18 protein-coding genes are annotated in these 22,910 nt (G+C 67.7%); 15 read left to right on the top strand and 3 right to left on the bottom strand.

The annotated features are described in order from the left end of the window. Window positions 1–339 precede the first annotated feature (339 nt). Window positions 340–3,603 (top strand): isoleucine--tRNA ligase, encoded by a 3,264-nt coding sequence (gene ileS / locus G6R31_RS04510; protein ID WP_017869106.1) that lies wholly within the window; start codon window positions 340–342, stop codon window positions 3,601–3,603. 144 nt (window positions 3,604–3,747) lie between these two features. On the opposite strand, the gene G6R31_RS04505 is transcribed toward ileS, so the two are convergent. Further along, window positions 3,748–4,971, bottom strand: coding sequence for an ABC transporter substrate-binding protein (locus G6R31_RS04505; RefSeq protein WP_017869105.1), 1,224 nt, complete (start codon window positions 4,969–4,971; stop codon window positions 3,748–3,750). Window positions 4,972–5,208: 237 nt separating this feature from the next. Beyond that, entirely contained in the window at window positions 5,209–5,892 is a 684-nt protein-coding gene (locus tag G6R31_RS04500; RefSeq protein WP_017869104.1) for an N-acetylmannosamine-6-phosphate 2-epimerase, read from the bottom strand. 39 nt (window positions 5,893–5,931) lie between these two features. Between G6R31_RS04500 and nagZ the strand changes: the two genes are divergently transcribed. The 10 genes from nagZ (at window position 5,932) to G6R31_RS04450 (ending at window position 16,695) form a co-directional block, all read left to right on the top strand. Further along, entirely contained in the window at window positions 5,932–7,461 is a 1,530-nt protein-coding gene (gene nagZ, locus G6R31_RS04495) for a beta-N-acetylhexosaminidase (RefSeq protein ID WP_225983337.1), read from the top strand. Window positions 7,462–7,555: 94 nt separating this feature from the next. Further along, on the top strand, window positions 7,556–7,735 hold the full coding sequence (locus G6R31_RS04490) for a hypothetical protein (protein ID WP_017869102.1): 180 nt from the start codon (window positions 7,556–7,558) through the stop codon (window positions 7,733–7,735). Between the two features lie 322 nt (window positions 7,736–8,057). Then, window positions 8,058–8,939: a PhzF family phenazine biosynthesis protein gene (locus tag G6R31_RS04485; RefSeq protein WP_017869101.1), complete on the top strand. Its 882-nt coding sequence runs from the start codon at window positions 8,058–8,060 to the stop codon at window positions 8,937–8,939. A gap of 88 nt (window positions 8,940–9,027) precedes the next feature. Next, window positions 9,028–9,828, top strand: a complete 801-nt coding sequence (locus G6R31_RS04480; RefSeq protein ID WP_017869100.1) for a Cof-type HAD-IIB family hydrolase — start codon at window positions 9,028–9,030, stop codon at window positions 9,826–9,828. 15 nt (window positions 9,829–9,843) lie between these two features. Continuing rightward, on the top strand, window positions 9,844–10,224 hold the full coding sequence (locus G6R31_RS04475) for a DUF1622 domain-containing protein (RefSeq protein ID WP_017869099.1): 381 nt from the start codon (window positions 9,844–9,846) through the stop codon (window positions 10,222–10,224). A 266-nt stretch (window positions 10,225–10,490) separates the two neighbouring features. Beyond that, window positions 10,491–13,568, top strand: a complete 3,078-nt coding sequence (gene fdhF / locus G6R31_RS04470) for a formate dehydrogenase subunit alpha (protein WP_017869098.1) — start codon at window positions 10,491–10,493, stop codon at window positions 13,566–13,568. A 115-nt stretch (window positions 13,569–13,683) separates the two neighbouring features. After that, on the top strand, window positions 13,684–14,196 hold the full coding sequence (locus G6R31_RS04465) for a helical membrane plugin domain-containing protein (protein WP_017869097.1): 513 nt from the start codon (window positions 13,684–13,686) through the stop codon (window positions 14,194–14,196). Next, window positions 14,141–14,998, top strand: a complete 858-nt coding sequence (locus tag G6R31_RS04460; RefSeq protein ID WP_268237134.1) for a formate dehydrogenase accessory sulfurtransferase FdhD — start codon at window positions 14,141–14,143, stop codon at window positions 14,996–14,998. Before G6R31_RS04465 ends, G6R31_RS04460 begins: the two co-directional genes overlap by 56 nt. A 162-nt stretch (window positions 14,999–15,160) precedes the next feature. Next, window positions 15,161–16,555 (top strand): L-lactate MFS transporter, encoded by a 1,395-nt coding sequence (locus G6R31_RS04455; RefSeq protein WP_017869094.1) that lies wholly within the window; start codon window positions 15,161–15,163, stop codon window positions 16,553–16,555. After that, window positions 16,552–16,695, top strand: coding sequence for an MFS transporter small subunit (locus tag G6R31_RS04450; RefSeq protein ID WP_017869093.1), 144 nt, complete (start codon window positions 16,552–16,554; stop codon window positions 16,693–16,695). Before G6R31_RS04455 ends, G6R31_RS04450 begins: the two co-directional genes overlap by 4 nt. A 460-nt stretch (window positions 16,696–17,155) precedes the next feature. On the opposite strand, the gene G6R31_RS04445 is transcribed toward G6R31_RS04450, so the two are convergent. Continuing rightward, entirely contained in the window at window positions 17,156–18,070 is a 915-nt protein-coding gene (locus G6R31_RS04445) for a LysM peptidoglycan-binding domain-containing protein (protein WP_017869092.1), read from the bottom strand. Between the two features lie 396 nt (window positions 18,071–18,466). Between G6R31_RS04445 and G6R31_RS04440 the strand changes: the two genes are divergently transcribed. The 4 genes from G6R31_RS04440 (at window position 18,467) to lepB (ending at window position 22,879) form a co-directional block, all read left to right on the top strand. Beyond that, entirely contained in the window at window positions 18,467–19,768 is a 1,302-nt protein-coding gene (locus G6R31_RS04440; protein ID WP_025567985.1) for an MFS transporter, read from the top strand. A gap of 50 nt (window positions 19,769–19,818) precedes the next feature. Continuing rightward, window positions 19,819–20,745, top strand: coding sequence for a tRNA pseudouridine(55) synthase TruB (gene truB / locus G6R31_RS04435; protein ID WP_017869090.1), 927 nt, complete (start codon window positions 19,819–19,821; stop codon window positions 20,743–20,745). A 73-nt stretch (window positions 20,746–20,818) separates the two neighbouring features. Further along, window positions 20,819–22,084, top strand: a complete 1,266-nt coding sequence (locus G6R31_RS04430) for a sugar efflux transporter (RefSeq protein WP_017869089.1) — start codon at window positions 20,819–20,821, stop codon at window positions 22,082–22,084. Window positions 22,085–22,276: 192 nt separating this feature from the next. Further along, a complete protein-coding gene (gene lepB, locus G6R31_RS04425) occupies window positions 22,277–22,879 on the top strand; it encodes a signal peptidase I (RefSeq protein WP_017869088.1) in 603 nt (200 codons plus the stop codon). The last annotated feature ends 31 nt before the right edge of the window (window positions 22,880–22,910 follow it).

The raw sequence follows: 22,910 nt of genomic DNA, 5'->3' as shown, positions 1-22,910 counted from the left end.
GAAAGCCTGACGCCCACGCCCGAACGCGAAGATCCCCTCCCGCGCTGGTGGAAGAAAAGCCCGGAACCCTGGCCGACTAGACCCACCCGGACGCCCCCCGACAGAGGGACATGGAACGAGGCCCCGAGAGGGGTAAAGCCAGGTGGTACCACGCGAGAAACCAGCGCGTCCCGGCGAGTGCTTAGACCAGAGGGTCTGGGCGCTGCGCTGGGTGTTTTTTGTGTTACAGATGGCAATGGCGGATGGCTTTTTGCTGGAGCTAGAGCCTTTGCTTAATGCCATCAGCCATCTGCCTTTCGCCATCTGCCTTTCGCCATCTGCCCCTCCCCCGGAGTCCCCATGACCAACCCCCGAACCCCCTTTACCCCCGTTCCCTCGCAGCCCGACTTCCGGCAGCTCGAACAGAGCATCCTCCAGAAATGGAAGGAAGAAAAAGTCTTCGAGCAGACCCAGACCCGCCCCGCCGACAAGGAGTACGTGTTCTACGAGGGGCCGCCCACTGCCAACGGCAAGCCCGCCATCCATCACGTCCTCGCCCGCTCGTTCAAAGACCTCTTTCCCCGCTTCAAGGTGATGCAGGGTCACCACGTCACCCGCAAGGGCGGCTGGGATACGCACGGCCTGCCGGTGGAAATCAGCGTGGAGAAAAAACTCGGCTGGCTGGGCCGCAACCACGGCGCGAGCCGCGCAGAACTGGAAGAATTCAACCGCCTGTGCCGCACTTCGGTCTGGGAAACCATTCAGGACTGGAACGAACTGACCGAGCGCATGGGCTACTGGCTGGACTTGGAAGACCCCTATGTCACCTACCACAACGAGTATGTGGAGTCGGTCTGGAACCTCCTGAAGCGCCTGTACGAAAAGGGCCTCGTGGCGCAGGATTACAAGGTGGTGCCGCTCAGCCCGCGCATCTCCTCCACCCTGTCGCGGGCCGAGCTGGGCGAGGTGGACTCCTACCGCATGGTGGACGACCCCAGCGTGTACGTGAAATTGCCCGTCGTCTGGGACACGCTGCCCGAACGCGCCCACGCCGCGCTGAGTGTGCTGAACGGTGAGCAGCGCCAGGGCCTGAGCCTGCTCGTCTGGACCACCACCCCCTGGACACTGCCGAGCAACACCCTCGCCGCCGTGAACCCCGAACTGGACTACGTGGTGGCCGACAGCCCCGCCGGGCGCGTGATTGTCGCGGCGGGCGCGGTGGAACGCCTCTCGGCGCTGCACAAGGACGCCCCGCCGCTGGAAGTGCTGGCGACCCTGAAGGGCCGTGACCTCGAATGGGTGGAGTACGAGCCGCCTTTCCCTGAAGTCGCCCCTGAACTGGGCGTGGTGAAGGAACTGCACGAGCGCCGTGACGGGAAGCCCGTGCTGCACTTCGTGGTGATGGCCGACTTCGTGAGCGACGTGGACGGCTCCGGCGTGGCGCACGAAGCCCCCGCTTACGGCGCGGAAGACTTGGATGTGGCCCGCGCTTACGGCGCACCCCTGATGTTCGGCGTGGACGACCACGGCATCCTGCAAGTCACCCACGAGCGCGGCAAATTCTTCAAGGACGCCGACAAGGGCCTGATCGCCGACCTCAAGGCGCGCGGCCTGATGTTCTGGGCGGGCACGCTGAAGCACCGCTACCCCTTCCACGACCGCACGGGCGACCCCATCCTGTACTTCGCCAAGAAGGGCTGGTACATCCGCACGTCGCAGGTGGCGGGCGACATGCTGGCGCAGAACGAAAAAATCAACTGGGTGCCGGGCAACATCAAGCACGGGCGCTTCGGCAACTGGCTGGAAGGCAACGTGGACTGGGCCATCAGCCGCGAGCGTTACTGGGGCACGCCGCTGCCCTTCTGGATGAGCGAGGACGGCGACCTGCGCGTGGTCGGCAGCGTGGCGGAACTGAGCGAACTGGCGGGGCGCGACCTCAGCGAGCTGGATTTGCACCGCCCGTACATCGACGACATCACCTTTACCCTGAACGGCAAGCAATACCGCCGCATCCCCGAAGTGCTCGACGTGTGGTTCGACTCCGGTTCCATGCCCTACGCGCAGTGGGGGCTGCTGCTGAACGAGCAAGGCGAAGCAGTGCGCGGTGGCGAGAAATTCGCGCAGCACTACCCCGCCGACTACATCTGCGAGGCGATTGACCAGACGCGCGGGTGGTTCTACTCGCTGCACGCGATTTCGACGATGCTCTACGACCAGCCCGCCTACAAGAACGTGATTTGCCTGGGGCACATCGTGGACGAGAAGGGCCTGAAGATGTCCAAGAGCAAGGGCAACGTGGTGGAGCCGCTGCCCGTCTTCGACAAGTACGGGGCCGACTCGGTGCGCTGGTACATGTTCATGGCGTCCGACCCCGGCGACCAGAAGCGCTTTTCCGAGCGACTGGTGGCGGAGGCGCAGCGCAGCTATGTCAACACGCTGTGGAACGTCTACTCGTTCTTCGTGCTGTATGCCAACCTCGACCAGCCCGACCTGAACGCCGCGCCCGCTGTCTCCGAACGGCCTGAGATGGACAGGTGGCTGCTGGCCCGTCTGGAAGAAACCGTGCGTGACGTGACGAACGCGCTGGAAGCCTACGACGCCAGAGGCGGGGGCCGCGCCCTGGAACACTTCGTGGACGATCTCTCCAACTGGTACGTCCGGCGCAGCCGCAGCCGCTTCTGGGGCGAGGGTGGACAGGTGGACAGCGCCGCCTATGCCACGCTGCACGAGGCGCTGCTGGTGCTCTCGCAACTGACCGCGCCGTTTACGCCGTTCCTGGCGGACGCGCTGTACCGGAACTTGACGGGACAAGAGTCTTCCGTTCACCTCACCGAGTGGCCTGCTGTCCGTGCCGAACGTCTGGACGACAAGCTCACCGCCGACATGGCCGCCGTGATGAAAGTGGTCGAACTGGGCCGCGCCGTGCGGGGGGCGCACAACCTCAAGACCCGGCAGCCGCTGGCCGGGGTGCAGGTGCGGGCGGCTTCTCCTGCCGCGCTGGACGCGCTGAAGCGGTCGCAAGAGCAGATCATGGAGGAACTCAACGTCAAGTCAGTGACGTTCCTGGAAGGCGACACCGACCTCGTGCAGTACAGCCTGCGCCCGAATCTGCCGGTGGTCGGCAAGCAGTACGGCAAGCAGCTTCCGGTGCTGAAAAAGGCCCTGGCCGGAGCCGACGCCCGCGCCGTGGCCCAGGCCGCAGCGGCAGGCCAGGGCTTCAGCGTAGAGGCCGACGGCATGACCTTTGACCTGACGCCCGAAAGCGTGCTGGTGGACGCCAAGGCCCCCGAAGGCGTGGCCGCCGCCGAGGACGCGGGCTACCTGGTCGCCTTCGACACCGCCCTGACCCCCGAACTGCTGCGCGAAGGGCTGGCGCGTGACCTCGTGCGGGCGATTCAGGAGGCCCGCAAGTCGGCGGGCTTCGAGGTGCAAGACCGCATTCAACTCGCGCTGGACGTGCAGGGCGACGTGCTGGAGGCCGCGCAGGACTGGCGCGACTTCATCGCCGGGGAGGTGCTGGCGGTGCAGGTCAGCTTCGGGCCGATGGGCGTGGACCTGGGCGAGCACCATGCGGCAGACGTGGAAGGCGGGCGCGTGACGCTGCGGCGGGTGGAAGGCGTCTAATCGGCTTCTCTAGGGGAAGGGGGCGGGGCCTCTCCCCCCCTTCCCTTTTGACATCCTCGATTCTCATATAAAATTGAATTTCCCAGGTCTGCAAAAAAGCCCCGAGTGCCAACCGTCCGCACTCGGGGCCGAGAGAGCCGGGCTTTACAGGCTGGCGTTCCAGGCCCGCACGATGTCGTCGAGCGCGGCCTTGACGGTCTTCTGGCCTGCCATCGCCGCTTCGATGTTGTCTTTGAAGACCTTGTTCAGCTTGGAGGCGTCGGGGTAGACGAGGGTGAGGTCCTTGGCCTTTTTCAGCTCGGTCGAGGCGACCAGGCGGCCCTGGCTCACGGCGTCGCTGCCCCCGGTCTTGAAGAACTTGTCGGTGCTCGACTTGACGGTGCTGGGGAAGGTGGTCTTGGTGACCTTGGAAAAGGCGAGCTGGTTGGCGTCGTTGGTCAGGAACAGGGCCAGCTTCTGCGCGGCGGCCTTGTCACGCTGGCCCTTGGGCACGGTAAAGCCCATCAGGCCGGTGTGGATGACGTTGCCCGCGATATTGATGGGGTAGGGCGCGACCCTGGTCTTGGCAAACACGTCCTTGTTGTCGTCCTGCACACGCAAAATGAACTGCGGCCCGGTAATCAGCATGGCGAGCTTGCCCGACGAGTACAGCTCGGTGGCGGCGGTGTAGCCCCGGCGCATGGTGTCTTCGGGGATGTAGCCCTTCTGGTAGAGGTCGGCGTACTGCTGCACCAGCTTGACGTGTTCGGGGCTGTTGAACACCGCCTTGCCGCCCTTGATGACGGGCAGGCCCGCTTCCTGGAAGAGGTAGATGAAGTTGATGCCGTTGATGTTGGGCATGAAGCCGTACATCCCGGTCTTGTCCTTGATGCGCTTGGCGGCGGCGATCATGGTCTGGATGGTGCGCGGGGGGTTTTGTGGGTCCAGACCCGCCTTGCGGAAAATCTCGGTGTTGTAGGCGACCACCTTGGGCGACCAGTACCACGGCACGCCCATCACCTTGTCACCGAAGGTAAAGGTCTTGAGGGTGTTGGGGAAATACAGTTTTTGCTGCGCGGCGCTCAGGCCCAGCGGTTCCAGGGCGCCCTGCTGCACCAGCTTGACGGCCATGTCGGAGCTGAGGTTGACGGCGGCGGGCGGACGCCCAGCGGCGACGGCGGCGAGGAGTTTCTGCTCCATCGCGTTGGCGGGCACGTCCACCCACTTGAGCTGAACGCCCGGGTTTTCCTTTTCGTACTGCCTGACCAGCCGGTTCATCTCGTCGTTGAACAGCGGCGCGAGGCTGATGGTCCAGAACTCGAGCTGGGTCTTCTGGGCCGAGGCCACCGAGACCGCGAGCAGGGCGGCAGTCAGAAACGCTTTTTTCATGTTCGACTCCTTGAGGGGTTGTGAATGACCTGACTCTAGCGTGACAGACGGACAGCATGGATGAAGCGCCGCAATCACTGCTCCTCTGCCGATGCTTCTCATACGGATTCCGATTGAATCTGGTAGTTTCAGATTCAATCCGAGCGGATGCGAGTAGGAAAAAATACGGATTCTGCGATATGGATGCACAGGCGGCGCTTTCCCGACTGTGCAGGAATTAAGCGGAATCCGTATCAGTCAACGTTTCCCCGCCAGCGCCTCGGCAAACCAGCGCGTGACGTGGTCGGGCCGGGTAATCGCGCTGCCGACCACCACCGCCCGCGCCCCAGCAGCGAGGGCCTGCGCCGCCAGTTCGGGCGAGTTGAGCCGGCCCTCGGCAATGAAAGGAAGTCCGGCCGCCGCGAGCGCATGCATCAGTACGAAATCGGGGGCCTGCTGCTGCGGGCTGTGGGAGGTGTAGCCGCTCATGGTGGTGCCCACGAGATCGGCCCCCGCTGCGTAGGCCGCCTGCGCCTCGGCGAGCGTGCTGATATCGGCCAGCGCCAGAGCGCCTGCCGCGTGCGCCGTTTCCACCAGTTCGCGCACGGTGTGGGGGCGCGGCAGGTCGGTGGCGTCGAAGGCCACGAGGTCGGCCCCCGCCGCCGCCACCTCGCGCACCTCGGCGGGCGTGGCGGTGATGTAGACCGGGGTGTCCGGATGGCTCTGCTTGGTCAGGCCGATGATGGGCAGGTCGGTCAGGGGGCGCACGGCGCGGATGTCCTGGGCCGAGCGCAGGCGCAGCCCCCCCGCGCCCCCGAGCAGCGCGGCGCGGGCGAGGGCCACGATGTGCGCCGTGTCGCGCAGCGGGCTGCCGTCGTCGGCCTGCACGCTGACGATGAGGGGCGAGGCGAGGCGGGCCAGAGGGTCGGTCGGGGCGGACATGACGTTCAGGGTAAAGGGTGCGCCGCTACACTTCGCTGCATGTCCCTGATGTCCGGCTCTCCCCTGCCCGCTCCCTCTGACCCTGTTCAGCCTGGTCAGCTCCTGATGGTGGACATCCCCGGCCCCGACCTCGACGCAGAGACTGCCGCCTACCTGCGCGAGCACGGCATCGGCGCGGTGTGCCTGTTCGGAAAGAACGTGGTGAGCGCCGAGCAGCTGCGCCGCCTGTGCGCGGACCTGCGCGGGGTGATGGGCGAACACGCGCTGATTGCCATCGACCACGAGGGGGGCGCCATCACCCGGCCCGAGTTCTGGCCCTTCGCGCCGAGTGCCATGGGTCTGGGGGCAGCGAACGACCCGCAGCTCACCGAGGAAGTCAATGCGGCGCTGGCCCGGCAACTGCGCTCGGTGGGCATCAACTGGAACTTCACGCCGGTGCTCGATGTCAACGTCAACCCGGCCAACCCGGTCATCGGGGACCGCGCCTACGGTTCGGACGCGGCGCGGGTCACGCGGCACGGGCAGGCGGCGCTCGCCGGGCACACGCGGGAGGGCGTGGCCCCCTGCGCCAAGCATTTTCCCGGTCACGGCGACACCCACCAGGACAGCCACCTCGCGCTGCCCCGCGTGAGCAAGAGCCGCGCCGAACTCGACGCGGGCGAACTCGCGCCGTTCCTTGCCCTGCTGCCCGACACCCCCGCCATCATGACCGCGCACATCGTGTACGACGCCCTCGACGCCGAGTCCCCGGCCACCCTCTCGCCGCGCGTCCTGACCGGGCTGCTGCGCGAGGAATGGGGCTACGGCGGCGTCATCGTCACCGACAGCATGGGGATGCAGGCGATAGACGCGAATTACGGACGCGGCGAGGCAGCGGTGCAGGCGTTGCGGGCCGGCGCCGACCTCGTCATGGCGCTGGGTCGGCGCGAGGTGCAGGAGCAGACGCTGGCAGCGGTGGCCGAGTACCTGCACGCCCCCGCACACCGGGCAGACGTGGCGGCCAAGCTGGGGCGCCTTCAGGCCCTGGCCCGGCGGTTTCCCGCGCAGGCGGACACGGCACTCGACCCGCAGACGGACGCCGCGCTGCTCTCGGAGGCCTGGGCGCGGGGCCTGACGGCGTGGCCCGACGCGCAGGGCCGCCCGCCGCAGCCGCCCGCACCGGGATCGAAGGTGCTGCTGGTGGCGTGGCGGCAACCGCAGCGCGAGACGGTCAGCGAGGCCGCCGCCGACGCGCAGACGCTGGCCCGTGAGCTGGGACAGGTGTACGACGTGGAGCTGCTCGCCTTCGACGACGCGGCGCAGCTCGACTGGGCGGCCCTGCGCGGGCGCGGCCTGCCGGTGATTCTGGCGAGCACCTTCCGGCACCGGCAAGCGGCCCTGGTGGGAGCGCGGCCCGACCTGCACCTCGCGCTGTACAACCCTTACGCCGTGCTCGACGTGGACGCGCCCGCCGTCCTGAGCTACGGCTTTCGCCCGCAGGCGCGGGCCGCCGTCCTGGGCTGGCTGCGCGGCGAGCGGGAACTGGCAGGCGAGGCGGCGTTTCTGGCGCCAACGGTGGCCGATTGCTAAAGCCGCGCCGGGTGTCGTCCCGGGCAGCGGCGTGAAAGCATCGGCGGTGCAGGCGGCGCTGCTTGCGCTTGCCGCCGCCGCAAGGAGACTTCCCATGACCGACCCAGGTGACCTCGCCACCACCGACAGCAACGTGACCCCCGACCTTCCCGACGCCACCTCCGAGAACATCAACCCCGGTCTCGGCGGCGAAGGCAAGCAGGAAGTCATCAAGCAGAACGAAAAGGACCAGGCCAAAATCGCCACCCAGAGTCCTGATCCGCTCGACCTGTAAGTCTTATTGACCCTGTAAGTCTTATTGACAACGTGCAAAGTGGGTCTCAAGCCTTCTGTGCCGACTGGCTCTGAGCTCTGGGCCATGAGCCATGAAGAGGCTGTTCAGAGCTTATGGCCCATAGCTCATGGCCTCATAGTTCATGGCAAGGAGCAACAGCCTCTCGACAGGTGATACGGCCATACCGCGTTCTCAATAACCGCCTTTTCCCGAGGCCCTCTGCCCGCCTCCCCGACCTTCATCGCGGGGGGCGGGCTTCGTTTGCCGGGGCCAAGGTCGGGAGGGGCCGCCCGCGCCGGGGGCCAGCGCTTACACTGCCCCTATGACGCGCTATACCGAGGTTTCGGCTTTTACCACCGTTCCCGGCCAGGGCAACCGGGCGGGGGTGGTGCTGGACGCGGCGGGGCTGCCCAGCGAGCAGATGCAGCGGCTCGCGGCGTTTCTGGAGGCGCCCGAAACGGTGTTCGTGACCCGGCTGAGCGACGGGCTGGGGCGGGTGAGGTACTTCACGCCCACGCAGGAGGTGGACTTTTGCGGGCACGCGACCATCGCGCTGGGGCGGGTGCTGGCGCAGGAGGGCCGCTGGCGGGGCGAGGCGCTGGAACTCGAAACCCTGGCCGGGCGCATTCCGCTGCGGCTGGTGCTGGACGCGGGCGGCGAGTGCCGGGTCTGGATGCGGCAACCCGCGTTTCAGGCCCGCCCGGTGGACCGCCGCTGGCGAAGCGAACTGGCCGAAGCGCTGGGCCTGAGCGACCGCATGGTGCACCGGGGACTGCCCCTGGCGGCGGCCAGCACGGGGCTGTGGAGCGTCTTCGTGCCGCTGCTCGATTCTTTCCTGCTGGGGGGACTGGAACCCGACCTGCCGCGCATCACCGAGCTGAGCCGGGAGCTGGGCGTGGTCAGCGTGTACGCCTACGCGCCGATGGGGGTCAGCCGCTTCGCCGCCCGCGACTTCGCGCCGCTGGTGGGCATTCCCGAGGACCCGGTCACCGGCAGCGCAGGCGGGGCGCTGCTCGCGCTGCTGGCGAGCGAGGGCCGCCTGCCGCTGCGGGGCAACCGGGCGTCCGGGCTGGTCTCGCAGGGGCACGCGCTGGGCACCCCCGGCGAAATCGAGGTGGAAGTCGAGGTGCGCGGCTCGCAGGTGACGGCGGTGCAGGTGGGCGGCAGCGCGGCGGTGGAGCGCGAAGGGGTCTGGAACGGCTGACGCTTCGCAGCGGTAGACCACCCCGACCCTGCACCTCGATACCCCGTCCTGACGTGCCGCTTCCCGCATCGCCTCTACACTGGGCAGCATGCTGGGAATGATCTGTATCGATGTGGACGGCACCCTGATCGGGCAGGGCAACCGGGTGCGCGACGACGTGTGGGCCGCGCTGGAAGGGGCGCGTGCCCAGGGCGTGCGGCTGGTGCTGTGCAGCGGGCGCCCGGCGTTCGGCAACGCGCTCGACTATGCCCGGCGCCTCGACCCCGACGGCTGGCACGTCTTTCAGAACGGCGCGAGCATCGTGCGGGCCGACACCGGCCAGAGCCTTTCGTCGCCCCTGCCCGCTGGCGTGCTGCCCGAACTGCTGGCGCGGGCACGCAGCGGCGGAGAGCTGCTGGAGGTCTACACCGACCGCACCTACGGCTTTACCGAGGCCGATCCGCACGGCTACGGCCCGGCGCACGCGGCGCTGCTCGGCGTGCCCTACGCGCCCCGAGCACCCGAGGAGCTTGACGGCGCGGTGGTGCGGGTTCAGTGGGTCGTGCCGGTGGCGCAGGAACAGGCGGTGCTGGACACGCCGCATCCCGGTCTCGACCTGCACCCGTCGAGCAGCCCCGCCATGCCGGACGTGAGCTTTGTCAGCGCGACCACGGCAGGCACGAGCAAGGGCAGCGCCGTGACGCGGGTGGCGCAGGCGTACGGCGTGGACCTGAACCGCGTGATGATGGTGGGCGACGCCGCCAACGATGTCACGGCGCTGCGGGTGGTGGGGCACCCGGTGGCGATGGGCAACGCCGACGAGGTGGCCCGCGAAGCCGCCCGCTATCAGGTCGGCCACGTGGACGCCGGGGGCCTGGCCGAAGCGGTGGCGCTGGCACTTAAGCTCTGACGCCGGGAGAGAAAGATGCTGGAAACACTGGAACATTTCGTCAGGCTCGGCGCGATGAGCGTGGCGCGGCTGGCCGAACTCTCGGCGGTGGTGATTATCGCGGTGGCGGTGGTCGAGGCGTTGTGGCGCTCGGTGCGGATTTTCGGCGGGCGCGACCACGCCCCCGACGAGGTCAAGGAAAGCCTGCGGCTGCAACTCGGGCGCTGGCTCGCCATCTCGCTCGAATTTCTGCTGGCCGCCGACATCCTGCTCACCGCCATCGCCCCCACCTGGGACGACATCGGCAAGCTGGGGGCCATCGCTTTCCTGCGTACGGCACTCAATTTCTTTCTGCAAAAGGAAATCGAGGCCCACGAGCGCCAGCACGGGCGCGCGGCCCACCCCGAACACACCTGAAGCTCTGCGCGTCCGGTGCTCCCGACCTCAATGAGAGGTCTTGTCCTCAATGGCGATTAAAGCCGCAGGGCCGCGCCGGGGGCGGGCGCACAATGCGCCACAAAGACTGTTCAGCAGGGGCGACTTGGTGTAGCGTCGCAGACAAGATTCCCAGCCGCCTGTCTGCCTGTGCCCTGTCCCTGGGGATCTCTTTTTTGCCGCAGTTCAGTTTCTGCTCCGGGCCGCGTTCTGGCCCCGCGCTTTTTCCCTCACAAGGCGGTACTTCTATGGACCAGACCGACCCGCTTCCGCAAGCCAACGACATGCACCTGCGTTCCCGTGTCGGCCCCACCCGGCCCGCCGATGGACCCGCCGTGCAGATCAGGATCGACGGCGGCCACTTCACCGCCCATGTCGGCGAACCGCTCGTGGACGTCATCAACCGCGCCCAGATCGAGCTGACGCAGGTGTGCTACCACCCGCAGCTCGGGCCGCTGCAAACCTGCGACACCTGCGTGGTGGAGATCAACGGGCAACTCGGCCGCGCCTGCGGCACCCGCGTGACGGAGGGCCTGACGGTGCGGACCCAGACCCAGGCCGCCCGCACCGCGCAGCGCGACGCCTACGACCGGCTGGCGGCCAACCACTCGCTGTACTGCACGGTGTGCGACAACAACAACGGCAACTGCACCATGCACAACGCCCTGCACACCCTGCATTTCGACCACCAGGAGCGGCCCTTTCAGAGCAAGGGGTTCGAGAAGGACTTTTCCAACCCCTTTTACCGCTACGACCCCGACCAGTGCATCCTGTGCGGGCGCTGCGTGGAAGCCTGCCAGAACGTGCAGGTCAACGAAACGCTGAGCATCAACTGGGAAGCCGAGCAGCCGCGCGTGCTGTGGGACGGCGGCAAGCCCATCGGCGAGTCGAGCTGCGTGAGCTGCGGCCACTGCGTGACGGTCTGCCCCTGCAACGCGCTGATGGAGACAACTATGCTGGGCGAGGCGGGGCTGATGACCGGGCTGCCGCTGCCGGTGTTCAACGCCGCCGTGGACGTGGTCAAGTCGGTGGAACCCGCCACGGGCCTGAAGCTGATCACCAACGTGTCCGAGGCGGAGTCGGCGGCGCGGGAGCGCTACATCAAGAAGACCAAGACCGTCTGCACCTACTGCGGCGTCGGCTGCTCGTTCGAGGTCTGGACGAAAGACCGCCATATCCTCAAGGTCGAGCCTGGACAGGGACCGGCCAACGGCATCTCGACCTGCGTGAAGGGCAAGTTCGGCTGGGATTACGTCAACAGCGGCGAGCGCCTGACCTCTCCCCTGATTCGCGAGGGCGAGCGCTTCCGTGAGGCGAGCTGGGACGAGGCCCTGGCCCTGGTCGCCCGCCGCCTGACGGAAATCAAAGAGGGGTACGGCCCCGACGCGCTCGCCATGATCGCCAGCAGCAAATGCACCAACGAGGAAGCCTTCCTGGTGCAGAAGATGGCGCGGCAGGTCATCGGCACCAACAACGTGGACAACTGCTCGCGCTACTGCCAGTCGCCCGCCACCATGGGGCTGTTCCGCACCGTCGGGCACGGCGGCGACTCGGGCACCATCTACGACCTGGAGCAGTCGGACATGATCATCGGCATCGGCACGAACACCGCCGAGTCTCACCCGGTCATCGCCACCCGCATCAAGCGGGCGCAGAAGCTGCGCGGGGCCAAACTGGTGGTCTTCGACATCCGTGAGCACGAGATGGCCCGCCGCGCCGACACCTTCCTGCGCCCCCACCCCGGCACCGACTTCGTGTGGCTGACCGCCATGAGCAAGTACATCCTCGACCAGGGCCTCGCCGACCACGACTTTCTGCGCGAGCGGGTGAATGGGCTGGACGAGTACCGCGCCAGCATCGAGAGCTACACCATGGCGTACGCCGCCGAGGAAACCGGCATCGCCCAGGACGCGCTGGAAAAGCTGGCGCGTGAAATCGCGGCGTCGCCCGGCGTCAGCGTGTGCTGGGCGATGGGCGTGACGCAGCAGTGCGGCGGCAGCGAAACCTCGACCGCCATCGCCAACCTGCTGCTCGTGACCGGCAACTTCGGCAAGACCGGCTGCGGCGTCTACCCGCTGCGCGGCCACAACAACGTGCAGGGCGCGTCCGACATGGGCGCCATGCCCGACCGCGTGACCGGCTATCAGAAGGTGGACGACCCCCTGGCCGCCGAGCGTTACCGGCGCGAGTGGGGCGTCACCCTGCGGCCCGAGCGCGGGCTGGACAACACGCAGATGGTCGAAGCCGCCGCCAGGGGCACCCTCAAGGCGCTGTGGCTGACCGGCGAGGAGATGAGCCTGACCGACTCGGACTCCAACCATGTGGAGGCGTCGTACGGCAACCTCGAATTCTTCGTGGTGCAGGACCTGTACTTCACCAACACCGCCCGCTACGCCGACGTGATCTTGCCCGGCTCGCCCTCGCTGGAAAAGGAAGGGACGTTTACCAACACCGAGCGCCGCATTCAGCGCCTCTACCAGGTCATGCCGCCCCTGCGCGGGACCAAGCCCGACTGGGAAATCTACCAGGCCGTCGCGCAGCGCATGGGCGCCGACTGGAACTACGCCCACCCGTCGGACATCATGGACGAAATCGCCCGCCTGACGCCGATTTTTGCCGGGGTCAGCTACGAGCGGCTGGAGGGCTTCGGGTCGCTGTGCTGGCCGGTGGCCGAAGACGGCACCGACACGCCGCTGCTCTACCGTGACCGCTTCCACTTCCCCGACGGCAAGGCGCGGCTCTACCCCGCCGAGTACCAGCCCCGGGTCAAGGCGCCCAACGCCGAGTACGACCTGCACCTGAACTCGGGCCGGATGCTGGAGCACTTCCACGAGGGCAACATGACCTTCCGTATCCCTGGCGTGGCGGGCAAGTCGCCCGACGCCTTCGTGGAGCTGAGTCCCGAACTCGCCGCCGAGCGGCGCGTGACCGACGGGCAGTATGTCCGGCTGGTCAGCGAAAGCGGCGCCATTCGCCTGCGGGCCGTCGTGACTGGCCGGGTCAGCGGCAACGAGGTTTTCGTGCCGATGAACTCGCGCGACGCCGCCGACGCGGTCAACCGCCTGACCGGGCAGAACAAGGACACGCTGACGAACACCCCCGCCTACAAGGACACCCGCGTACGCATGGAAGTGCTGTCCGACTCCGGCCCTCACCCGCTGCCCCGGACCAACCACCGCTGGGGCCACCCGACCCCGCAGCGCGGCGTGGAAGTCGAGCGCAAGTGGCAGCGCCCCGACTACGTCTTTCCCGGCGGCGAGCTGCCGCTGTCCGGCGCTTCGCTCAACGCCCGCACCGACCGCGTGGGCAACAGCGCGGACGACTGAGCAGGTGGAGGGAGGAGGGTGAAGGGTGGAGGGCTAAGGGGAAGGGCCGCAAGCCATTCACCCTCTGCCCTTGACCCTCTGCCTTCTGCCCTCTGCCTCCCCAAAGGAGCTTCCTATGGCAAAAGCAATCGACTTTACTCCCCGCCCCAAGTCCCCCGAGGAGCAGCTCCGGGCCAGCGTGCAGGACTCGGCCCCAGCACTGGACGACACCCTGCTGCTGCTGCGCGAACTGCACCAGCACGGCGTGCTGGACCTGCTGCTCAAGCTGGTGCGCGGCGGCGAGGGCCTGACGGCGACCACCCTGAAACTGCTGAGCAGCGACAGCGGCTCGGCCATGCTGCGCAACGTGCTGGAAGTCGGCAAGACGCTCGAGCGCCTCGACAGCAACGAGCTGCGGGTGCTGGGACACGCCCTGACCACCGGCCTGAACGAGGGCGCCCGGAACGCGGCGGCGGGCAAGACGCTGGGCGTCGGTGAGCTGCTGGCCCTGACCCGTGACCGCGACGTGCAGGTCGCTCTCGGCGCCCTGACCGGCATCCTGCGCGGGTTTGGCCGGGCGCTGCGCGAAGCGCGTGACGAAACCGAAGAAGTCCCCAACCAGCGCGAACTTGCCCGGGGCGCCCGCTAACGCCTGCCTGACCGTCCCCGCCCAGCGCCTCGGGACGGGGGGCCGGTCGGCGGTCCATGACGCCCTGGCCGCCGAGGAACCCCTCGAACTGCGGCTGCACACCCCGGCGGACCCGCTGCCCCTCGCCGTGCTGATGCGGACGCCGGGGCACGACCGCGAGTTGATCGGGGGCTGGCTGCTTTCCGAGGGTCTGCTGCCGGCGGAGCTGAGCCTTAGCCCCGACGACGAAAACCCCAACGTCTGGCACCTGCACACGCCGGAGTGGGAGCGCCTCGCGGCAGGTGCCCGGCTGGGCGTGTCCTCCAGCGCCTGCGGGGTGTGCGGCACCGGCAGCATCGAGCGGCTGGCAGTGCGGGCCGGGCCTTTGCCGGTCTCCGGCCCTCCCCTGCCCTGGCCCCTGCTGGCTGGACTGCCCCAGCAGTTGCAGGCGGCGCAGCCCCTGTTCCGCGACACGGGCGGCGTTCACGCCGCTGGCCTGTTCACGGCGGCGGGCGAGTTGCTGGCCGCCTTCGAGGACGTGGGCCGCCACAACGCCACCGACAAGGTGCTGGGGTGGGCGCTGAGGCAGCGGCTTGACCGCTCGGCCCTGGTGCTGTGCGTGAGCAGCCGGGCGGGGTTCGAAATCGTGCAGAAGGCGGTCATGGCCGGGGTGCCGGTGGTGGTCGCGGTGGGCGCCGCGAGCAGCCTCGCCGTGGACACCGCGCAGGCGTTCGGGCTGACGCTGTGCGCCTTCGTGCGGCAGGGGCGAGTGACGGTCTACAGCGGGGCCGAGCGGCTGGAGCTGCCCGATGCGCTTCCCTGAACAGTTGTCTAGCTTTTTCCCCGCCGTGACTTGTGCGGCGAACGGGGCGGCCGATATGTACGGCGAGTCCATCATCTTTCAAAAGTGAACTTTTCAGATTTGAACTTCCAGATTCCAGCATCTGGGAACCGGGACCGACCAGGGTCCCGCAAAGGAGACCGTATGGGTTTTTTGGACCGTGAGCACTCCGTCGCTTCGCCGGGGCACAGCCGCTGGCTGATTCCGCCCGCCGCGCTGGCCGTTCACCTGAGCATCGGGCAGATCTACGGCTACTCGGTGTTCAACAAGCCGCTCAGCCGCCTGATCAGCGGGGACCTGAGCGCCGAAACCGGGGCGGCGGGCGACTGGACGCTGGTGCAGGTCGGGCTGATTTTCAGCGTGGCGCTGTTTTTCCTGGGGGCGTCCTCGGCGCTGTTCGGCAAGTGGGTGGAGCGCGAGGGACCGCGCAAGACCATGTTCGTCTCGGCGCTGCTGTTTTGCAGCGGCTTTCTGGTGGCGGCGCTGGGCGTGCGGATGCACAATCTGCCGCTGCTGATTCTGGGCAACGGGGTGCTTGGCGGCATCGGGCTGGGGCTGGGGTACATCAGCCCGGTCAGCACCCTGATGAAGTGGTTCCCCGACCGCCCCGGCCTCGCCACCGGCATGGCCATCATGGGCTTCGGCGGCGGAGCGCTCGTCGGCAGTCCGCTGGGCACCGCGCTGATGAACCGCTTTGCCGCAGACGGCACCCTGGGGGTGAGCAGCACCTTCGTGGCGATGGCCGCCATCTACTTCGCGTTCATGATGTTCGGGGCCTTCCTGATCCGGGTGCCGCGTGAAGGCTGGACCCCCGAAGGCTGGACGCCGCCCGCGCCGAGCACCTCGGGCATGGTGTCGCAGCACAGCGTGCTGGTCGATCAGGCATTCAGGACGCCGCAGTTCTGGCTGCTCTTCGCCGTGCTGTTTCTCAACGTGACCGCTGGCATCGGCGTGCTGGGGCAGGCGAGCGTGATGGTGCAGGAGATGTTCTCCGACAAGGTGCTGGGCGCGGGCCAGGGCGTGACGGCGGCGGCGGCGGCGGGCTTCGTCGGGCTGCTGAGCATCTTCAACATGGCCGGGCGCTTCATCTGGTCGAGCACTTCGGACAAAATCGGGCGCAAACCGACCTACATGATCTTTTTCGCGCTGGGCACCGTGCTGTACCTGCTGGTGCCGCTGTTCGGCAACCTCGCCAACCTGCCGCTGTTCATCGTGGCGACCTGCATCATCATGAGCATGTACGGCGGCGGCTTCGCCACCATTCCCGCGTACCTGCGCGACCTGTTCGGCACCGCCAACGTGGGCGCCATTCACGGACGGCTGCTGCTCGCCTGGAGCGCGGCGGCGATTGTCGGCCCCACGCTGCTCAACGGCTTTCGTGACCGCCAGATCGCGGCGGGCGTCCCCGCGGCGCAGGCCTACAGCACCGTGATGTACATCATGGCCGGGCTGCTGGTGCTGGGCTTTCTCGCCAACCTGCTGGTCCGGCCCGTCGCCAGCCGCTACTGGGCACAGACCCCACAGGAGAACCGCGCATGACCCAGCACCAGACCCAGCCACAGTCCCGGCCCCGCCCCACCTCGCCTGCCCTGATCGCCCTGAGCTGGCTGACCGTGGCCCTCCCCCTCGCCTGGGGCGTATGGGAAACACTCGTCAAGGTGGCGCAGCTTTTTCAGTGATACGGATTCCGCTTAATTCCTGCACAGTCGGGAAAGCGCCGCCTGTGCATCCATATCGCAGAATCCGTATTTTTTCCTACTCGCATCCGCTCTGCTGCGCAGCTTTGCAAGTCGGATTGAATCTGAAACTACCAGATTCAATCGGAATCCGTATGAGACCCTGACACAAAAGAGAGAGGGGGACGCAGCAAGCCAGGCCGCGTCCCCCTCTCTTTTGCTCTCCGGCAGGCCCAAAGTTGCGCTGCCTTCTGCTCGTCCTCATCAAGAAACAGCTCGACGAGGCACCCTTTTTACCGAAGTCGTATCATACGGATTCCGCTTCATTCCTGCACAGTCGGGAAAGCGCCGCCTGTGCATCCATATCGCAGAATCCGTATTTTTTCCTACTCGCATCCGCTCTGCTGCGCAGCTTTGCAAGTCGGATTGAATCTGAAACGACCAAATTCAATCGGAATCCGTATCAGTAGGTCGCCACCGCGTCCATCATCACGCGGCGGGCGCCGAGGTAACGGGCGCTCCAGTACTTGTCGCCCCTGAACTTGTCCACCACGACCTTGCGCCGGTAGCTGTTGGCGTTGATGAACGTGTCGTTGCCGAGGTAGATGCCGACGTGTGAGACCTTGCCCCCGCCCAGCGTGTCGAAAAACAGCAGGTCGCCGGGGCGCAGGTCCTGCTCGTCCACCGCCACGCCAGCGCGGGCCTGATCAATGCTGCGGCGCGGCAGCTTGACGCCCAGCGGGGTCATGACCTGCAACACGAACCCGCTGCAGTCGATGCCCCGGCGCGAGGTGCCGCCGAGCACGTAGGGCGTGCCGAGCAGCGCCATGGCGTTCTGGTACCACGCCGCGCCGCTGCTCGCGCCCCCCTCGGCCTGGGCCGCCACCGTCGCCAGCGAGGGCAGGCCCACCGCGCTCGGCGAGGGCAGCGGCGCAGTTACGGGTGCGGTCACGGGGGCAGTTACGGGCGCAGCCGCCACCACCGGAGCGGCGCCAGCAGGCCCCAGCGGAAGCTGAAGCACCTGCCCGACTTCCAGCTTGGTGTCGCGGGGCAGGGTGTTGGCCGCCAGCAGCGCGTCCACGGTCACGCCGTACATGCGCGAAAGCCCGTAGATGGTGTCACCGCGCTGGGCGGTGTGGGTGGGGGGACGCAGACGCAGCACCTGACCCACCTCGATATCGGGCGAGGAGAGGTTGTTGTACGCCATCAGGAGGTCCACCGTCAGGCCGCTGCGCCGGGCGATGGAGTAGGCGGTGTCGCCGCGCTGCACGGTCAAGGTCTGGGGAACCTCGGGCTGGGGCGCCTGCGCCGTCTGCGCTTTCACCTCCCCACTCAGGATCAGGGTGGTCAGGAGCGAGGCGAACAGGGGAAGGCGCATACGGGCAGCAGATTGGGTCATCGGGCTGTCTCTCTGGGGTCAGGCACTCGCCAGAATCGATCGGTCAACAGTCGAGCGGTCAACAATCAATCGGTCAGCTGGGCGAGGAAGAGCGGCAAGACCAGCGGTCGGCCTGTGGGAAGATTTACATTCGCTAAAGTAACATAGGCTCTTTTGATGAAGCTAGCCTTTTTTGAGAATTTTCTCATCTCTACCCCCATCTCCCCCATCGCCCGCTGCGAGAGAACTTCTACGTCCTTGTGAGGTCAAACTGTGGTCGGCGCACGGGGAAAGGGGTGCGGGCAACTTGGGGGTTTTCACATCGAAGACCCATGAAATGGCTCCTTCTGGGCGCAGCCTGGCGTGCAGCGGGTCACAGAAGCCTATGCTGGGCCGGTGCAAAGCAGCTTCAACGTCTGGCGCTCACGGACTTTCGGAGCACTGAAGTTTCCCGACTATCGCCGTTACTGGTTTTCTCAACTTCTTTCCCTGATCGGCTCGTGGATGCAGGCCACCGCGCAGCAGTACCTCGTGCTGGAGCTGTCGGGCAACAGCAGCGCGGCACTGGCGCAGGTCACCATCGCGCAGTTCTTGCCCAGTCTGCTGCTCTCGCTGTTCGCCGGGGCGGTGGTGGACCGGGTGTCACGGCGGCGGGTGCTGCTGACCACGCAGCTCGTGCTGATGGCGACGGCCATCGCGCTGGCGGTGACCACCCACCAGGGCAGCGTGACCGTGCCGCTGGTCATGGCGCTCGCCTTCGTGTCGGGGGTCGCCAACGCCTTCGACATGCCCGCCCGGCAGACGATGGTGGTGGATTTCGTGCCGCGTGAGCAGGTGTCCAACGCGGTGGCGCTCAACAGCCTGTCGTTCAACGTGAGCCGCACCATCGGGCAGGCGCTGTTCGGGGCGGTGGCGGCCCTCGGCGTGTCTCTGCTGGCCGGGGGCCACCCCGACAGCGTGGCGCGGCTGGCGCTGCCGTTTTACCTTAACGTGGCCTCCTTTCTGGTGGTGCTGTTCGTCATCGCCACCCTGCCGTTTCCCCCGGTGCAGGAGCGCGGCACGCGCAGCATGGTGGACGACGTGCGCGAGGGCCTGCGCTACGTCCGCACCCACCCCGGCGTGCGCAACGTGATGCTGCTGGTGGGGGCGCTGAGCCTGACGGTCATCAACTTCAACGTGATTATTCCCTACTACGCCCGCGTGGTGTTCGGCGCCCGCGAAGCGACGTTCGGGCTGCTGTCGGCGGCGTTCGGCATCGGGGCCATGATCGGGGCGCTGTGGCAGGCGAGCAAGCCCAACCCGGTGCGCAACCTGCGGCTGGGGGCAGGCATCCTGCTGGTCAGCACGGTGCTGCTGAGCCTGACGCCCAGCGTGCCCCTCGCCGTGCCGGTGCTGGCGGCCTGCGGCTTCGGGATGCTGACGCTGCTCATCAGCGCCAACTCGACGGTGCAGCTCAGCATTCCCGACCTGCTGCGCGGACGGGTGATGAGCCTGTATTCCTTCGTGCTGGTCGGCATGGGTCCCCCCGGAGCCGCGCTGTCGAGTGCGCTGATCAGCCGCGAAGGACCGCTCGGCCCGCGCTGGGGGCTGGTCGCGCTGACGGCGGTGGCGGCGCTGGCCGTCGCGCTGCTGTGGTCGCGCCTGCCGCGTGAACTGCCGAGTCAGGAGGAAGTGCAGGCCGAAGCCGTGGCCGGTTAGCCGACGCCTGCCCGCGCCGTGATCGGCCTGCGCCTGCTACCCTGCGCCCCATGCCTGTAATCGCCGCCGACAAGCCGCTGCACCTGACCTCGCACGACGTGGTGAACCGGGCGCGGCGGGCGCTGGGGACCAAGCGGGTCGGCCACACCGGAACCCTGGACCCACTGGCGACCGGCGTGGTCGTGCTGTGCGTAGACGACTCCACCAAACTGGTGCAGTTCATGGAGCACGACACCAAGGAGTACCTCGCCTGGGTCAGCCTCGGCGCGGGCACCCCGACCCTGGACGCCGAAGGGCCGGTGGAGGCGCAGGGCAGATGGCAGAGGGCAGAGGGCGAGGAGCTTCAGCGAACGCTTCAGCAATTCGTCGGTCCGCAAAAGCAGATTCCGCCGCAGTACAGCGCGATTCAGGTGGGCGGGCAGCGGGCCTACGCGGTGGCGCGGGCCGGGGGGCAACTCGACCTTCCGGCCCGGGACGTGGAGATTCACGCGCTGGAGTTGCTGGGCGTCTATCACCGCGTGCAAGACGCGCCGCGCACCTTCGACCCGCAAAGCTGGACCCCGGCGGCAGAAGGCCTGACGTTTCCCCTACCGGAGCCGCTGGGCGAATACCCCACCCTGCTGCTGCGGGCGCACGTCGGCAGCGGCACCTACCTGCGCTCGCTCGCCCGCGACCTGGGGGCGGCGCTGGGCGTGCCCGCGCACCTCAGCGGGCTGGTCCGCACCCGCGCCGGGCGCTACAGCCTGCGGGACGCGGTCAGCCTGGACGACCTCGCCGGGGCGCCCGTGACCCCTGACCTGGACGCGCTGGACTTTCCACGCATCGAGGCCGACGAGCGCCTCGCCCGCGAATTGCGGCAGGGCAAACGGCCCGCGCACCCGCAGCGGGGCCGGGCGGTGGTGACCCTGCACGGCGCCCTGGTCGCGGTGGTGGACGGCGACGGCGAGCAGTTGCGGGTGGTCCGGGCCTGGGCGTGAGCCTGCCCCAGCTTCCTTCTCGACTCGGTTTCTGAACCGGTTCAGTCGGGGAGAGGCGTACACTGGCGGGCCGATGCCTGCCCCGACCCGCCCTGCTCCCACCGACACGCCTGCCGACACTTCCATCGCAGGGACGCTGCCGCAGATTGCCCGGCTGCCGCACGCGCTGGGGCTGACGCTCGCGGTGCTGCTGCTGGGGCTGGCGACCTCGCTCGCCGGGCCGTTCATGTCCCTGTTCGCGGTGCAGCAGGTGGGCATGAGTCCGCTGCAACTGGGGATTTTTCTGACGCTCAACGCCCTGAGCGCGGTGGTGATCAGCACCCGGCTGGGGCGCTGGGCCGACCGCCGCAGCGACCGCAAACCGCTGGTGCTGCTCACGCTGGCGGCGGGCGTGCTGGCTTACCTCGCCCTGAGCGGAGTGCGCTCGGTGTACGGCGTGATGGCGACCGGAGTGCTGCTGCTGGCGGTCAGTTCGGCGGCCTTTCCGCAGGTGTTCGCCTTCGCCCGCTCGGGCTTCGCCGGGGCGCCGGGCGACCTGCCGGAAAAGGCGGTCACGGTGCTGCGGGCGGTGTTTTCCTTCGCGTGGGTGGTGGGGCCGGGCGTGGGGGCCGCCGTGCTGAGCCGCTGGTCGTTCAGCGGGGTCTTTCTGCTGGCGGCGGCCTGTTACGCCCTGGCCGCGCTGCCGCTGCTGTTCGTCCGGCCAGCGGCGCCTGCCCTGCCGACTTCCGCTGCGCCGCAGGACGACGCCGCACCCTCACCGCTGGCCCAGCAATGGACCGCGCCGCCGATGGGGTGGATCGTCGCCGCGTTCGTGCTCTACGGCATGGCGATGCACATGGGCATGGTGATGTTCTCGCTTTTCGTGACCGAAACGCTCAGGGGCACCGAGGGGCAGGTGGGCTTTCTGGTCGGGCTGTGTGCGCTGCTGGAAATTCCGGTGATGCTGCTCTTTGTTCTCTCCAGGCGGCTCCCGAGTGTGGAATGGCTCATTAAAGCCAGCCTGCTGCTGTTCGTGCTGCACTTCGGGCTGATCTATCTGGCGCAGGGGATGCCGCTGCTGATCGTCACGCAGGCGATTCGCGCCGCCGTACTCGCAGTGATGGCGGGGCTGGGCATGACCTACTTCCAACAGTTGATGCCGGGGCGCTTCAGTGCGGCCACCACGCTGTATTCCAACACGTCGGTCATCGGCTCCATGCTCTCGGGCATCGTGGCGGGGGCGTGGGCACAACTGTTCGGCTACCGCCCGGTGTTCGTGCTGTGCGCGGCCCTGAGCCTCGCCGCCTGGGGCATGATGCTGTGGGCCACCCGCCGCCGCCGCCCGGCGCCCGCCGCTTGAGTCACCGTCTGATACGGATTCCGCTTAATTCCTGCACAGTCGGGAAAGCGCCGCCTGTGCATCCATATCGCGGAATCCGTATTTTTTCCTACTCGCATCCGCTCTGCTGCGCAGGAGAGAATGGAGTGATGCGCGGAACGGCACCCCGCATCACGTCATTCGGAGAACTGCTCTAATCCTCCCCCTGCTACCATGCGCCGCGTGTCCGAGCCTCTGCCGCCTTCTCCCCTGCGCGAGTTCTGGCGAACCTGGGTGCTGGGCGCCCTGCTGCCCGTCTACCTGCTGACCACCTTCGTCGGCACGCTGGCGCGGGTGGACGGCGAGAGCATGGAGCCGAATCTGCACGGCCGCGAGCTGCTGCTGCTGCTCAAGTACCCGCGCTGGCTGCACACCTGGGGGCTGACCGGCGAGTACCTCCAGCGCGGCGACGTGGTGATTTTCAAGGCACCCGCCGACAGTCCCTACGCGTTCGAAACGCTCTACGGCGTACGCCACCGCCCCTACAACATCAAGCGGGTGATCGGGCTGCCGGGCGACGTCATCGCCTTTCGTGACGGCGAGCTGTGGCGCAACGGCGTGAAGGTGGCCGAAAGCTACGCCAGCGCGGAAGGGTACGTGAACGACGAGGGACCGCTCACCGTGCCGCCCGGCAAACTCTGGGTGATGGGCGACAACCGCCGCACCGGGTCCAGCCTCGACTCGCGCAGCTACGGCCCGGTGGACCTGCGCGACGTGGCGGGGCCGGTAAACTGGCGACTGTGGCCCGACCCGGCACCCCTGGCCCGACGTTCCTGAACTGGCAGCCCCGAACCGCTGTCAGGCGGCC

The organism is Deinococcus wulumuqiensis R12 (assembly GCF_011067105.1).
GTDB lineage: Bacteria > Deinococcota > Deinococci > Deinococcales > Deinococcaceae > Deinococcus > Deinococcus wulumuqiensis.
The sequence above is the reverse complement of the archived record's forward strand: the minus strand, read 5'-3'. Positions and strand labels throughout refer to the sequence as shown.

Bases quoted from the DNA above. Each gene is read 5' to 3' on its own strand.
- ileS (WP_017869106.1), top strand. From the start codon at position 340: ATGACCAACCCCCGAACCCCCTTTACCCCCGTTCCCTCGCAGCCCGAC.
- G6R31_RS04505 (WP_017869105.1), bottom strand. From the start codon at position 4,971: ATGAAAAAAGCGTTTCTGACTGCCGCCCTGCTCGCGGTCTCGGTGGCC.
- G6R31_RS04500 (WP_017869104.1), bottom strand. From the start codon at position 5,892: ATGTCCGCCCCGACCGACCCTCTGGCCCGCCTCGCCTCGCCCCTCATC.
- nagZ (WP_225983337.1), top strand. From the start codon at position 5,932: ATGTCCCTGATGTCCGGCTCTCCCCTGCCCGCTCCCTCTGACCCTGTT.
- G6R31_RS04490 (WP_017869102.1), top strand. From the start codon at position 7,556: ATGACCGACCCAGGTGACCTCGCCACCACCGACAGCAACGTGACCCCC.
- G6R31_RS04485 (WP_017869101.1), top strand. From the start codon at position 8,058: ATGACGCGCTATACCGAGGTTTCGGCTTTTACCACCGTTCCCGGCCAG.
- G6R31_RS04480 (WP_017869100.1), top strand. From the start codon at position 9,028: ATGCTGGGAATGATCTGTATCGATGTGGACGGCACCCTGATCGGGCAG.
- G6R31_RS04475 (WP_017869099.1), top strand. From the start codon at position 9,844: ATGCTGGAAACACTGGAACATTTCGTCAGGCTCGGCGCGATGAGCGTG.
- fdhF (WP_017869098.1), top strand. From the start codon at position 10,491: ATGGACCAGACCGACCCGCTTCCGCAAGCCAACGACATGCACCTGCGT.
- G6R31_RS04465 (WP_017869097.1), top strand. From the start codon at position 13,684: ATGGCAAAAGCAATCGACTTTACTCCCCGCCCCAAGTCCCCCGAGGAG.
- G6R31_RS04455 (WP_017869094.1), top strand. From the start codon at position 15,161: ATGGGTTTTTTGGACCGTGAGCACTCCGTCGCTTCGCCGGGGCACAGC.
- G6R31_RS04450 (WP_017869093.1), top strand. From the start codon at position 16,552: ATGACCCAGCACCAGACCCAGCCACAGTCCCGGCCCCGCCCCACCTCG.
- G6R31_RS04445 (WP_017869092.1), bottom strand. From the start codon at position 18,070: ATGCGCCTTCCCCTGTTCGCCTCGCTCCTGACCACCCTGATCCTGAGT.
- truB (WP_017869090.1), top strand. From the start codon at position 19,819: ATGCCTGTAATCGCCGCCGACAAGCCGCTGCACCTGACCTCGCACGAC.
- G6R31_RS04430 (WP_017869089.1), top strand. From the start codon at position 20,819: ATGCCTGCCCCGACCCGCCCTGCTCCCACCGACACGCCTGCCGACACT.
- lepB (WP_017869088.1), top strand. From the start codon at position 22,277: ATGCGCCGCGTGTCCGAGCCTCTGCCGCCTTCTCCCCTGCGCGAGTTC.